This window comes from Martelella alba, from assembly GCF_005217455.1.
In the GTDB taxonomy this organism is placed as follows: Bacteria; Pseudomonadota; Gammaproteobacteria; order Enterobacterales; family Enterobacteriaceae; genus Acerihabitans.
On sequence record NZ_SZPQ01000010.1, the window covers coordinates 133,536 to 147,220 of the forward strand.

Here is a 13,685-nt window from a genome sequence, read left to right on the forward strand (position 1 = left end):
GGCAGCGTCTATACTCCAGAGACTTCTCGTTGCATCGCGGCGGCAAAGTGACAAAATCGTCGGGAACGCATTTGAGCCGCCAGCGGCGGCCCTTCAATGAGAGACAGGATGTCTTTCAAGATGCCCAGTCACAGAGATAACACAGTGACTGGAGCGAGCGCGGCCAACAAAGCGGCAACGCGAAGTATGACGAGTCTATCAGGCGTAGACCGGATAGCGGGCGCAGATATCCAGTACTTTCTGCTTGGTGCGTTCAATCACCGCTTCGTTGTGGATATCGTCCAGCACATCGCACATCCAGCCGGCCAGTTCGCGCACGTCCTGCTCGTTGAAGCCGCGGCGGGTGACCGCCGGCGTACCGACACGCACGCCGGATGTCACGAACGGGCTTTTAGGATCGTTGGGTACGCTGTTCTTGTTAACGGTGATATTGGCGCGCCCGAGTGCGGCGTCCGCCTCCTTGCCGGTCAAATTTTTATCCACCAGATCCAACAGAAACAGGTGGTTTTCCGTCCCGCCGGAAACAATCTTATAGCCGCGCCGCAAGAAGACGCCCACCATTGCCTTGGCGTTCTTGACCACTTGCCGCTGATAGGTTTTAAACGCCGGCTCCATGGCTTCCTTGAGCGCCACCGCCTTGCCGGCGATGACATGCATCAGCGGGCCGCCCTGCGCGCCGGGGAATACCGCTGAATTGAGTTTCTTATACAGTTCTTCGCTGCCGCCTTTTGCCAGGATCAGGCCGCCACGGGGACCCGCCAGGGTTTTGTGGGTCGTGGTGGTCACCACATGGGCGTGGGGAATCGGGTCGGAATAAACGCCGGCGGCGACCAGTCCGGCCACATGGGCCATATCCACAAACAGGTAGGCGTCGATGCTGTCGGCGATTTCACGCATACGCGCCCAATCCACGACGCCGGAATAAGCGGAAAAACCCCCGATAATCATTTTCGGTTGGTGGGCCTGCGCCAGTCGCGCCAGTTCCTCGTAATCGATATGCCCGCTGGCGTCGATGCCGTAGGGAATGATTTTGTACAGCTTGCCGGAGAAGTTGACCGGCGCGCCGTGGGTCAGGTGGCCGCCGTGGGCCAGGTTCATACCCAGTACGGTATCGCCGGGCTGCAACAAGGCGGTGTAGACGGCAAAATTGGCCTGGGAGCCGGAATGCGGCTGAACGTTGGCGTAATCGGCGCCAAACAGCGCCTTGGCCCGATCTATGGCCAACTGCTCGACGACATCGACGTATTCGCAACCGCCATAGTAGCGTTTGCCCGGATAGCCTTCGGCGTATTTGTTGGTGAGCTGAGATCCCTGAGCCTGCATCACGCGGGGGCTGGTATAGTTTTCAGAGGCAATCAGCTCGATGTGCTCTTCCTGACGCACCGCCTCTTGCTCCATGGCCCGCCACAATTCGGCATCGTAATCCGCAATGTTCATTTCACGCTTTAACATCCGCTTCTCCTGACTCGACCGGCTTCACTACCGCGCTGTTCTCTGGCGGTAATCCTGGACGATAATAAATGACGACAAAAATTCGCTGGGTTGGCCATAGTGTAAACTTTTTTATCCCCCTTCCGATAGGTGGCGGCCGGCTTTTTCCGCAAACGGTTTCGTCAGAACCGTTCGCAATGCCGGCCGGCGGCGGCTCCGCCTGGGTTCGGGATATTTTTTCACGGGAGGGGAATAATTTTCAAGGTGGAATAGCGCCCCGCCCAGGCGGAAACCCGCTTTGGGCGAGGGCGTGCGTGAGGGGTCAAATCGCCTCTTCGTCTTGTTCGCCGGTGCGGATGCGGATAACGCGCGCCACGTCGAACACAAAAATCTTACCGTCGCCGATTTTACCGGTCTGGGCAGTGTGCATGATGGTTTCAACACAGTTGTCGACGATGTCGTCCGCCACCACCAATTCGATTTTGACCTTGGGCAAAAAGTCCACCATATATTCCGCCCCGCGGTACAGTTCGGTGTGACCTTTCTGGCGGCCGAAACCTTTAACTTCCGTAACGGTCATACCGGTGATACCGACTTCCGCCAACGCTTCGCGGACATCGTCCAATTTGAACGGCTTGATAATCGCATCGATTTTTTTCATCATAAAACCTTTCTCAAGCAGATTAACGGCCTGCGCCGCTTATCATCGGTTAAAAGAGAGCCAACTTAATCTTTAAACGCATTGGCGTCCAGCCCGTGGCGCGATAAAAGCTTATAAAATTCCGTCCGGTTGCGCCCGGCCATCCGTGCCGCCTGCGTCACATTTCCCTTGGCAATCTGCAACAATTTGCGCAGATAATGCAATTCAAACTGCAACCGGGCCTCAACGAAGGTCGGCAGGACCGTGTTTTCGCCTTCCAGGGCCTGTTCCACCAGCGCCTCGCTTATCACCGGCGCCGATGTCAGGGCCACACACTGTTCTATCACATTGACCAATTGCCGTACATTGCCGGGCCAGCCCGCCGCCATCAAGCGCTTCATGGCGTCGGCGGAAAAACTGCGCACGAAGGGCTTATGCCGTTTGGCCGCATCCCGCAGCAAATGGTTGGCCAGCAAGGGAATATCCTCGGCGCGTTCGTGCAACGCCGGCAGCTTAAGGCTGACGACGTTAAGGCGGTAAAACAGATCCTCGCGGAATTCGCCCTGCGCCATAACCTTGGGCAAGTCCCGATGAGTGGCGGAAATGATCCGCACGTCAATATCCAAATCACGATTACTGCCCAGCGGCCTGACCTTGCGCTCTTGCAAAACCCGCAGCAGTTTCACTTGCAAGGACAGCGGCATGTCGCCGATTTCGTCAAGAAACAGCGTGCCGCCCGCCGCGGATTGAAACAACCCCTCCCGGCTGCTGACCGCGCCGGTAAACGCGCCCTTGGCGTGGCCGAACAGCTCCGACTCCAGCAGTTGTTCCGGCAACGCGCCGCAATTGATGGCCACAAAGGGCTTGCTCCCCCGCGGGCTGGCCGCGTGAATGGCCTGGGCCAGCACTTCCTTGCCGGTACCGCTTTGACCGGTGATAAGCACGCTGACATCCGACTGGGCCACCATCTTGGCCTGCTCCAGCAACCGCAGCATGACCGGACTGCGCGTCACGATGGATTCCCGCCAGCGGTCATCGCCGGCGGGCATTGACAGCGCCAGGGCGTCGTCGATGGCCTTGTATAAGGCATCGCGGTCCACCGGTTTGGTCAAAAAGCTGAACACGCCCTGCTGCGTGGCGGCCACCGCGTCAGGTATCGAACCGTGGGCCGTCAGGATGATTACCGGCATGCCGGGCTGATGGCGCTGAATCTCGCCGAACAACGTTAATCCGTCCATCTCGTCCATACGCAGATCGCTAATGACCAGATCGATTTTATCCCGCGCCAACAGGCGCAACGCGTCCTGCCCGCTCTCGGCGGTGGCGACGTTGAATCCCTCGCTGGTCAGGCGCATCCCCAGCAATTTCAGCAGACTGGCGTCGTCGTCGACCAGTAACAGATTGGCGTTCTTACGCTGCCCCATGAACTGTTTGTTCCCTTATCACATTACGGCTTGACGGTCGGTACCGTTTTATCGCCGGCGGCGCCCGATGCCGATGGGTAGCCGCCCTCGTTGTCGCTATCCGTCATACCTTGCTTGCGGGCCGACAGCCGCCGCTCGATTTCCGTCAGTGTTGCCAATTTACGGGTGGTTATATCCAGTTTATGCTGTAAATCCTGTTGCTGCTGGCGCATCTGTTCTATTTGCGCGGCGGCGGCGTCCAGTTGCCGCTGGCTCTTACCACGCTCATCCGCCAGGATAAGCCGCAACGCCTCTTGCTGACGCCATAATCTGAATACCGGATAAACCGCCGGCGGGATGCGCGAGCGGAACCCCAACAGACGCTGATAGGCCCGACGCCGCTCGGTAACGGTGATATCGGCGGCATCAAGTAAAATGCTTTCCCGGAAGGCGTCATCCCAGCGCTCCCCGCCGTTACCGGCGGCTTCAAGGCGGGCCTGGGACGGCGTCAGACTTTCGGCGCACTGCATGGCGCGCAGCCAGTAGCCGGCGTCGGCGAGGCTGGGCTCGTCCCGCGTTTGCCAGAGTTTATCGCATTCGGCGGCAAACCGGCCGGCCGGCAAGGTCTGGCTGGCCGACGATAAGGTCATCGAAGCGCCGCCGCCGGCATAATCGCCTGAGCAACCGGCCATCAGCCAGGGCAATAGCAAAAACAGCCCGCGCAACCGGCCGGCCACCCTGGCCGAACGTCCCGGACGGGAGGGATCGCATGCGGTATAGTTCGCCGGTGAACAGCGTGGATTCATTGTGATGCGTTCTCGACGGTTAAAGGTAGTTCGATACGAAAGCATACGGCGGCGTAATCCACCGTGGCCAGTCTGAGTTCGCCGTTCATCCGGCGGATACAGTCCCGCGCGATGCTAAGCCCAAGCCCGCTGCCTTTCACCGCGCCCTTGCGCTGGACGCGGCCCTGATAGAAGGGCTCGAATATCATGTTCTGTTCCGCTGCCGGTATGGGCTCGCCGCTGTTGGCCAATTCCAGGATAAGACGCTGTCCCGCCCGCCGGCTGCGGATCCAGATGTTACCGGATTCCTGCCCATAGTGCACCGCATTGGAATAGAGATTATCCAGCACCCGCATCAGCAATACCGGCTGCGCCCGGCAATGGGCGCTTTCCAGCTCGATAAGGGTGTGCATGCCCTTGGCTCTGGCCGGTAGGCTGTGGGCGGCTATCACTGAATCGATCATTTCCGGCAGATTGATATCGGCGAATTCCGCGGGGCTGTCTGCCAGCTTGCGGTTGTAATCCAGCAGTTGTTCGATCAGTTGTTGCAAATGCCGGCCGCTGCTGTCAAGGATTGCGACCACTTCCCGCTGGTCGGCGCTTAGCGGCCCGGCTATCTCATCGGCCAGCAAGGCGGTGCCTTCCCTAAGACTCGCCAGGGGGGTTTTCAGTTCGTGGGAAATGTGCCGCAAAAACTCGTGCCGTTGCGATTCCAGCCAAGAGAGCCGTTCATTCAGCCAAAGGATCCGCTGAACCAGTGAGTGAATCTCCCGCGGACCGGTAAAGGAAATCCGGCTGTCAAGGGGCCGTCCCTCGCCTATCCGGTTGATCATTTTTTCCACTGTTTTCACCGGCCCGATGATCATGCGGGTAAAGAGCAGCACCAGTATCAGACTGACCAGAAATAATATCAGCGCCTGCCAGCCAAAAAAACGGCCGCGTTCAGCCAGCGCGGCCTGTAATTGCTGACCGCGGCTATAGATGCTGTTGCGGGTGGCCTGCACCAGATCGCCGTTGGCGCGCGAAAACGCCTTAAGGGACTCGGAAGCCGCGTCGTTTGGACTGTTATTGGCGCATTCGAGGCGGTCAAGCCGCTCTAACAAATCCTGTAATCGCAGGATATAACGTTGCTCGGATGGCGGATTACCGTGCGCGGACAGGAGTTGGGCGTATTGGCGGCGCTGGTTTTGATACAGCGTCGCCAGGGTCTGGTCGTCCAAAACACAATACTGGCGGTAGCTGCGCTCCATCTCTAGCGCCACGCTGCTCATGGATTCGGTGCGGCGGGCGTCCGAGAGGGTGCTGCGATTGATATCCGCCGCCCGTTCGCTGAGGCGATCCAGGCTTTGCCAGGCCTGATAGGCCAGCAGTAACAAGGGCAACAGCACCAGCGTGAAGGCCAGCATCACCAATTGCCGCAATGAGCGGGGGAAAAGGCGCCATTTTTTCAAACGATGCATCCTGTGAAAACCGCCGAATCCTGCCGATGCTATCCCCTTAGCCGGCCTTAAGAAAGCAAAAAAGCACTTGCCCGCCGGCAAGTGCTTTTCATGAAATAGGAGGTGCCTCACTCAACGTGTCGCCCGATGCTTGATAACGCCGCGAGGCGGTTATCGGTTATGGTGGACGATAGGCACCGTACTTTGGCGTCATTCGAGGGTTATATCGTCTTGGCTGTTTTGATGAACAGTGCGTATATAACAAGGTGAATGAGCAACTGACGAGTATTATGCATCATCCATGCCAATTTTTCCAATTGGCCATGATGCCGCATTATCCGCGGCCTACGGCAAAAAAACCGTGATGGAAAGCGGGAAAGAGCGCGTTTCACGAGAGGATTCCGTCGCTTTATGGAGACAAAAAATTCAATAAGATTAAAAACCATTTCATAACATATAATTAGATGTCGCTAATCAGCGACAGGGCATACCGCAAAATTTGCGAAAAAACGACACTATCAGAATGCCCGCACATCGCGTTGTCTCCCCCGCCCGTCTCAGGCGAGGCATCAGGACGGTTTCGCTAAAAATAACGGCCCGACCGGTAGCGGACGGGCCGTTATGGACGAAAGGACAGTCCCATGAGAGGGGGGTGAAAAATCAGCCAAGCGCCTTTCTGGCATTGCGGAAAATCCGCAGCCAGGGGCCATCTTCACCCCATTCCTGCGGATGCCAGGAGTGGGATACCGTACGAAATACCCGTTCCGGATGCGGCATGGTAATGGTGACCCGGCCATTAGTGCTGCTCACCGCCGTAATACCGTTTGGCGAGCCATTGGGGTTGGCCGGATAGTTTTCAGTAATCCGACCGTAATTGTCCACATAGCGCAACGCCACCACGCCGGCGTTCTCCAGGGCCGCCAGATGCGCCGGGTCGCGGACTTCCGCCAGCCCTTCCCCATGGGATACGGCAATAGGCAGGCGGGAACCTTCCATACCCTGTAGGAACAGCGATGGACTGCGGGTGACTTCCACCAGGCTGAAACGCGCCTCGAAACGTTCGGACTTGTTGCGCACAAAACGCGGCCAAAGCTCGGCGCCGGGAATCAGTTCACGCAGATTGGACATCATTTGGCAACCATTGCATACCCCCAGCGCCAGGGTGTGCGGGCGGCCGAAAAAGGCGGCGAACGCATCGCGCGCGCGTTCATTGAAAAGAATGGATTTAGCCCAGCCTTCGCCAGCGCCCAGCACGTCGCCGTAGGAAAAACCGCCGCAAGCCACCAGCACGTGAAAGTCCCGCAAATCGCTGCGGCCCGACAGCACATCGCTCATGTGAATATCCACGGCGTCAAACCCGGCGCGATAAAACGCCGCGGCCATTTCCACATGGGAATTGACGCCCTGTTCACGCAAGACCGCCACTTTGGGGCGCGCCTGTTTGGCGATATAGGGAGCGGCGATATCTTCGGCCGGATCGAAAGTCAGTATCGGGCTCAACCCGGGGTCTCCGTCATCCTGCTTGGCGGCATGCTCCTCATCGGCGCAGTCGGGATTATCACGCAGGCGTTGCATTTGCCAGGTGGTTTCCGCCCACCAGGTCCGCAACCGGCTGCGGCTTTCCGCATAGGCCACATGTTCGCCGCAGGCGATGCGCACGCGATCGCCCTCCACCGCCCGGCCAAGATCGAACAGGCATGTTTCCAGCCCATGTTCGGCCAGCACCTGATTGACATGGGCGCGATCCGCGGCGGCTATCTGGATGACCGCCCCCAGCTCTTCATTGAATAACGCCGCCAGACGATCCCGGCCGTAAGCGGCGATGTCGATATCCAACCCGCAATGACCGGCGAAGGCCATTTCCAGTAACGTCACCAGCAAACCGCCGTCGGAACGGTCGTGATAAGCCAGCAGGACGCCATCGGCCGCCAATTGCTGTATGGCGCGATAAAATCCGGCCAATTGCGCCGGGTCCCTGACATCGGCGGTAGCATCGCCCAACTGGCGATACACCTGGGCCAGGGCCGTGGCGCCAAGGGCCTGATTGCCGGCGCCCAGATCAATCAGCAACAGGGCATTATCCCTGTCGGCGCGTAATTGCGGGGTTACCGTGCCGCGCACATCCTCCACCCGGGCGAAGGCGGTAATCACCAGCGACAACGGCGCGGTGATCTCCCGTTGTTCGCTGCCCTGCCGCCAACGGGTCTTCATGGACATGGAATCCTTGCCCACCGGAATGGTCAGGCCCAGCGCCGGACAAAGCGCTTCGCCCACGGCCTTCACCGCGTCGTATAAACCGGCGTCTTCGCCCGGATGGCCGGCGGCGGCCATCCAGTTGGCCGACAATTTGATGCGTTTGATATCGCCGATGCGGGTGGCCGCCAAATTGGTGATGGCTTCCCCCACGGCCAATCGCGCCGAGGCGGCGAAGTTCAGTAGCGCCACCGGCGCTCTTTCCCCCACCGACATGGCCTCGCCGTAATAGCTGTCCAGGCTGGCGGTGGTAACCGCACAGTCGGCCACCGGCACCTGCCAGGGGCCGACCATTTGATCGCGGGCCACCATGCCGGTCACGGTACGATCGCCAATGGTAATCAAAAAGGTCTTTTCGGCCACCACCGGCAAATGCAGCACGCGTCGGACCGCCTCTTCCAGCCGGATGGCGCCGTGATCTAGCGGCGTGCCGGACACCGCCAGGCGCGCCACATCGCGCAACATCTTCGGCGTTTTGCCCAACAGTACGTCCAGCGGCAAATCAATGGGCCGGTTGTGGAAATGCCTGTCGTCCAGCGTCAGATGGCGTTGTTCGGTCGCCTCGCCGATGACCGCATAAGGCGTGCGTTCGCGTTGGCATATCGCGTCGAACCGCGCTAACTGATCCGGCGCCACCGCCAGCACATACCGTTCCTGAGACTCGTTGCACCAGACTTCCAGCGGACTCATGCCCGGTTCGTCGTTGGGAATATCACGCAGTTGGAAACGGCCGCCTCGGCAACCGTCGCTCACCAGTTCCGGCATGGCGTTGGACAGGCCGCCGGCGCCCACGTCGTGGATAAACAAGATGGGATTGCTTTCGCCTAATTGCCAGCAGCGGTCGATCACCTCCTGGCAACGGCGCTCCATTTCCGGGTTATCCCGCTGTACCGAAGCGAAATCCAGATCCGCGTCGGACTGGCCGGAGGCCATGGATGAGGCCGCCCCGCCGCCAAGTCCGATATTCATCGCCGGCCCGCCCAGAACGATTAGCTTGGCTCCCGCGGCGAATTCCCCCTTGTCGACATGGTCGGCGCGGATATTGCCGATGCCGCCCGCCAGCATGATGGGTTTATGGTAACCGCGCAGCTCGACCCCGTTATGGCTGTTGACCCGTTCTTCATAGGTACGAAAGTAGCCGGCCAGCGCCGGACGGCCGAATTCATTATTGAACGCCGCGCCGCCCAAGGGGCCGTCGGTCATGATATCCAGGGCGCTGGCGATCCGATCCGGCTTGCCGAAGTCCTGCTCCCAGGGCTGCTCGAAACCGGGAATGCGCAGATTGGATACCGAAAAGCCGGTCAGCCCGGCTTTGGGCTTGGCGCCCCGACCGGTCGCGCCTTCATCGCGTATCTCGCCGCCCGAACCGGTGGCGGCGCCGGGCCAGGGCGAGATCGCCGTGGGATGATTGTGTGTTTCCACCTTCATCAGAATAGCAATGGGCTCCTGATGATAGTCGTAGCGTCCGTTAATCGGATCGGCAAAAAAACGCCCCGCCGACGCCCCCTCCATAACGGCGGCGTTGTCTTTATAGGCCGACAGGACGAAATCCGGGGTCTGTTCAAAGGTGTTCTTGATCATTTTGAACAGCGATTTCCGCTGCGGCTGGCCGTCGATAATCCAGTCGGCATTGAATATCTTATGACGGCAATGCTCTGAATTGGCCTGGGCGAACATGTAAAGCTCGACATCCGTGGGATTGCGGCCCAGACGGCCGAAAGCATCGAGCAGATAATCGATCTCATCGTCCGCCAGCGCCAGCCCCAACGCGGTATTGGCCTGCTCCAACGCGCCGCGGCCCTTAGCCAGCATCGGCACCTGGCCCACCGGCGCCGGCGTTTGCCGCGTGAATAACGCGGCCGCCTGCTCCAGTTCGTCGTAGACGGTTTCCATCATCCGGTCATGAAGCAACGCCCCCAACCGCCGCCACTGGGACTCATCCAGGGTGGACGCCTGAAGATAATAGGCCAGGCCGCGCTCAAGGCGTTTGATTTTCGCCAGTCCGCAATTGCGGGCGATATCCGTGGCCTTGGACGACCAGGGAGATAGGGTGCCCGGCCTGGGCGTCACAAGCAGCAGGCGCCCCTGCGGGGAATGTTCAGCGAGAGAAGGGCCGTATTTGAGCAATTTCTGCAACCTGGCGTGCTCGTCGTCATTGAGCGGAGCGCTCAAATCGGCAAAATGAACGTATTCGGCATAGATATCATTCACGGGTAAACGGGCTTCCCGGCAACGAACCAATAGCTTATTGATGCGAAATGCCGACAGGGCGGGAGAACCGCGCAAAATTTCCATAATCAAAATCTCTCGTCTTTGAACCGCCGCTGCCGCAAACGACGGCGGGGCTTGCCATGAGGCGCAACTTCAAGGGGGGACGCGCGCCATTATAGTGAATCCCGGCGCAGGACGAAACCGTTTGCGCGGTTATTATTGACCCCATCGAGCCCATTCAGCGAGTTAGGACTGAGTGCTTTTCCGGTTGCGCCCTGCCGTTTTGTTGCGCAAAATGCCCCGACGCCAGGGAAGGCCTGATAACCCTTTTACCTCCCGAGACCCGCAAGGATCGCGCTCCGGGAAGAGATAACTATTTGAAGAGATTCAAGATAAATTATGTCGTGATTGGCGTTATCGCGGCATTGCTGACCTGGGCGCTGTGGTTTAATGTGCCCTGGCACACGATGCGCGACGATAAGCTTAGCGAGATTAAAAGCCGGGGAACGCTACGCGTCAGCACGCTAGCGGCGCCTTTGAGTTTTGACAACACCAACGGCAAGCCAACCGGTTTGGACTATGAACTGGTGAAGCGTTTCGCCGATTACCTGGGTGTAAAGCTGGTTATCCACCAACGCGCCAATCTTGACGAACTGTTCGATGATCTGGCCGGCGATCGCGCCGATTTGCTGGCCGCCGGCCTGATTTATAATAACGATCGCCTGCGCCGGTTCACCACCGGTCCGGCGTACTATTATGTTTCCCAACAATTGGTCTATCGCCTGGGGCGGGCCAGACCGAAAAGCCTCGGCGCGCTGCAGGGCCGTTTGGTCGTGGCCTCCGGCTCGGCCCATGATGCCCTGCTACAGGACTTGCGGAAAACGAAGTACCCCGATCTACATTGGGAGGTGTCGTCCGATCTCGGCAGCAAAGCATTGTTGCAACAAGTGGCGGAGGGCAAGCTGGACTATACCCTGGCGGATTCTTCCACCATCGGTTTGATGCAACGGGTCCATCCGCAACTGGCGGTAGCGTTCGATGTCAGCGAGGACGAACCGGTTACCTGGTATCTGCGTCGGCGGGATAGCGATAATCTTTCGGCCGCCTTGCTGGATTTTTACAGCAAGATGAATGACGAGGGGACCATCGCCCGGCTGGAGGAAAAATATCTCGGCCATGTGGGCAGCTTTGATTACGTGGATACCAAAACGTTTCTGGCCTCCATCGATGCCACGTTGCCGGCGCTGCAATCCTTGTTCAAACGCTATTCCACTGAAATCGACTGGAAACTGCTGGCCGCGATTTCTTATCAGGAGTCCCATTGGGATCCGCAGGCGGTGTCGCCTACCGGGGTGCGGGGCTTAATGATGCTCACGCGCGCCACGGCCGCCAGCCTGGGGATTACCGATCGCCAGGATGCGGAGCAAAGTATCCGGGGCGGCGCGCTCTATCTGGCGCGCATGATAAAGAAAGTGCCCGACAGCATTCCGGATGACGAAAAAATCTGGTTTGCGCTGGCCGCCTACAATATGGGTTACGCACATATGCTGGATGCCCGCGCGCTGACCGCCAAGCAGAAAGGCAACCCCGATAGCTGGGTGGACGTCAAATTACGGCTGCCCATGCTGAGCCAGCCCCGCTATTATCAGCAGACCACCTACGGTTACGCCCGCGGCCAGCAAGCCTATAATTATGTTGAGAATATCCGGCGCTATGAAATGAGTCTGACGGGATATTTGCAGGAGAAAGAAAAGAAAGCGGCGCTGCAATTGGCGGCAGGAGGCAGCAAACCGTCGGCGGATTCCCCGACTGCCCCCGCGCCGGCGAAAGCAACGGGCGATACCGCCAAACAAAACCCGTTGGCCCCGCCCGCGCCGGCGAAAGCAATGGGCGATATCGCCAAACAAAACCCGCCGGCCCTGCCGGCGAAAGCAACGGGCGATATCGCCAAACAAAACCCGTTGGCCCCGCCCGCGCCGGCGAAAGCAACAAGCGATATCGCCAAACAAAACCCGTTGGCCCCGCCCGCGCCGGCGAAAGCAATGGGCGATATCGCCAAACAAAACCCGCCGGCCCTGCCGGCGTCCGCCGCAATCTTGTCTTCCGACACTGCGCCCGCTCTTGCCAAAGCCAGCCGCTAGTTGAGCCGTTAAGATTCCCGTCCGGGGTGATTCAGCGGGACTTGCAACCCGGCGCCCGGCGCTATTTTCAATTCCTGGCGGCGCGCTTTATGCTGCTCGCGCCTGGCGCGAAAAAACGCGCTTAGCCGGCCGGCGCATTCCTGCGCCAGAACGCCGGCGGTAATGTCGATACGGTGATTCATACCCGGATGCCCCAGTACATCGCATAACGACCCCGCCGCGCCGGTTTTTTCATCCCAGGCGCCAAACACCAGCCTACCGATGCGGCTGTGGATCATCGCGCCGGCGCACATGACGCACGGCTCCAGGGTGACATACAGCGTGGCGGCGACCAGCCGATAGTTACCGATGGCCCTGCCGCCCCGCCGCAATGCCATGATCTCGGCGTGGGCGGTGGGGTCGTGTCGGCCGATGGAGCGGTTCCAGCCTTCGCCGATAACCCGGCCGTCCAACACCAGAACGGCGCCCACCGGCACTTCGCCCTCGGCCTCGGCCATGCCGGCCAGGACCAAAGCCCGGCGCATCCAGAATTCGTCATGTTGTGTACAGATGTCCATCGACGATCCCGCCTAAAAAAGGGGTCTATGATATCAGCCGGGTCTTCCCCCGGCAAAACATTGCCGCGGCCGCACCGCGCGGCCCGCTTTTCAGTCCAGTTGACGCAACTGACCTTGCCGCGTCACACGCCAGCGATGCTCGCAAAAATACAACAAGGGACTGTCGTGGCGGCTATCGCTATAGCCACTGAAGAGTTTCAGCGGCGTCCCCAGCTCGCGCTCCAGTTGCGCCACCTTTTCATGCCCCAGGCAGCGTAAAGTCAGCACCCAGCCGCCACGCCTACGCGCCATCCGGCTGCCTATCAAACGCACCCGGGGCAAAAACAGCGCATCCTGATAGACGCCCCGCACCAGGGGTTCCGGCGAACCGGTGATAAGCCAGACTTGCGCGTCCTGGCTATCGAGATAGTCATCCAGCCGTCTTAGCACTACGGGGAAACCGATGACCCGTGCGCGAAACCAGGTCACAAAAGCCTCTTGCAGCGTTTGCAACCGCTGTTCACTGTGGCCGAATGTGATAGCCCATAACAGCAGGCTCATGGGCCAGCGGGTCGAGGGGCCTTTGGACAGGAGGCCGATGCCGATGACGGGCAGAACCGGCGCCACCAACAGGATATTGAACGGCAGATGGCGCAACATATAGCGTAAAAAACAGCCGAACATATCCTGCTGATGCAAGGTGCCGTCCAAATCGAAAAAAACGACGCGCTGGGCTGCCCTGCGACTTAAATTACCTTCTCCCATTGCCATTAATCCTTAGCGAATCTATTAGCGGCCGGCGGCCGGAAATTATGCGGGTTGCCTGAACGGCCGTTCTTCCGGTCG

9 protein-coding genes are annotated in these 13,685 nt (G+C 59.3%); 1 reads left to right on the forward strand and 8 read right to left on the reverse strand.

Going from position 1 to position 13,685, the window contains the following annotated elements; genetic code table 11:
- Positions 1-198 precede the first annotated feature (198 nt).
- The 6 genes from glyA to purL all read right to left on the reverse strand — a co-directional run bounded on the left by glyA (position 199) and on the right by purL (position 10,246).
- A complete protein-coding gene (gene glyA / locus FCN80_RS09200; protein ID WP_136989866.1) occupies positions 199-1,452 on the reverse strand; it encodes a serine hydroxymethyltransferase in 1,254 nt (417 codons plus the stop codon).
- A 301-nt stretch (positions 1,453-1,753) separates the two neighbouring features.
- A complete protein-coding gene (gene glnB / locus FCN80_RS09205; protein WP_136989867.1) occupies positions 1,754-2,092 on the reverse strand; it encodes a nitrogen regulatory protein P-II in 339 nt (112 codons plus the stop codon).
- 65 nt (positions 2,093-2,157) lie between these two features.
- Positions 2,158-3,495 (reverse strand): two-component system response regulator GlrR, encoded by a 1,338-nt coding sequence (gene glrR / locus FCN80_RS09210; protein ID WP_136989868.1) that lies wholly within the window; start codon positions 3,493-3,495, stop codon positions 2,158-2,160.
- A gap of 23 nt (positions 3,496-3,518) precedes the next feature.
- Positions 3,519-4,280, reverse strand: coding sequence for a two-component system QseEF-associated lipoprotein QseG (locus FCN80_RS09215; RefSeq protein WP_170975352.1), 762 nt, complete (start codon positions 4,278-4,280; stop codon positions 3,519-3,521).
- A complete protein-coding gene (locus FCN80_RS09220; RefSeq protein ID WP_136989870.1) occupies positions 4,277-5,710 on the reverse strand; it encodes a sensor histidine kinase in 1,434 nt (477 codons plus the stop codon). Before FCN80_RS09220 ends, FCN80_RS09215 begins: the two co-directional genes overlap by 4 nt.
- Positions 5,711-6,358: 648 nt before the next feature.
- Entirely contained in the window at positions 6,359-10,246 is a 3,888-nt protein-coding gene (gene purL, locus FCN80_RS09225; RefSeq protein ID WP_136989871.1) for a phosphoribosylformylglycinamidine synthase, read from the reverse strand.
- 293 nt (positions 10,247-10,539) lie between these two features.
- Here purL and mltF point away from each other — a divergent pair, with 293 nt between their 5' ends.
- Positions 10,540-12,303: a membrane-bound lytic murein transglycosylase MltF gene (gene mltF / locus FCN80_RS09230; protein WP_136989872.1), complete on the forward strand. Its 1,764-nt coding sequence runs from the start codon at positions 10,540-10,542 to the stop codon at positions 12,301-12,303.
- 8 nt (positions 12,304-12,311) lie between these two features.
- Here the strand turns inward: mltF and tadA are convergent, their stop codons facing one another.
- Both tadA and yfhb read right to left on the reverse strand, forming a co-directional pair.
- A complete protein-coding gene (tadA, locus tag FCN80_RS09235; RefSeq protein WP_136989873.1) occupies positions 12,312-12,860 on the reverse strand; it encodes a tRNA adenosine(34) deaminase TadA in 549 nt (182 codons plus the stop codon).
- 90 nt (positions 12,861-12,950) lie between these two features.
- On the reverse strand, positions 12,951-13,604 hold the full coding sequence (gene yfhb, locus FCN80_RS09240) for a phosphatidylglycerophosphatase C (protein ID WP_136989874.1): 654 nt from the start codon (positions 13,602-13,604) through the stop codon (positions 12,951-12,953).
- Positions 13,605-13,685 lie beyond the last annotated feature (81 nt).

Excerpts from the sequence above, each read along its gene's own strand:
- glyA (WP_136989866.1), bottom strand. The coding sequence starts at position 1,452 with ATGTTAAAGCGTGAAATGAACATTGCGGATTACGATGCCGAATTGTGG.
- glnB (WP_136989867.1), bottom strand. The coding sequence starts at position 2,092 with ATGAAAAAAATCGATGCGATTATCAAGCCGTTCAAATTGGACGATGTC.
- glrR (WP_136989868.1), bottom strand. The coding sequence starts at position 3,495 with ATGGGGCAGCGTAAGAACGCCAATCTGTTACTGGTCGACGACGACGCC.
- FCN80_RS09215 (WP_170975352.1), bottom strand. The coding sequence starts at position 4,280 with ATGAATCCACGCTGTTCACCGGCGAACTATACCGCATGCGATCCCTCC.
- purL (WP_136989871.1), bottom strand. The coding sequence starts at position 10,246 with ATGGAAATTTTGCGCGGTTCTCCCGCCCTGTCGGCATTTCGCATCAAT.
- tadA (WP_136989873.1), bottom strand. The coding sequence starts at position 12,860 with ATGGACATCTGTACACAACATGACGAATTCTGGATGCGCCGGGCTTTG.
- yfhb (WP_136989874.1), bottom strand. The coding sequence starts at position 13,604 with ATGGGAGAAGGTAATTTAAGTCGCAGGGCAGCCCAGCGCGTCGTTTTT.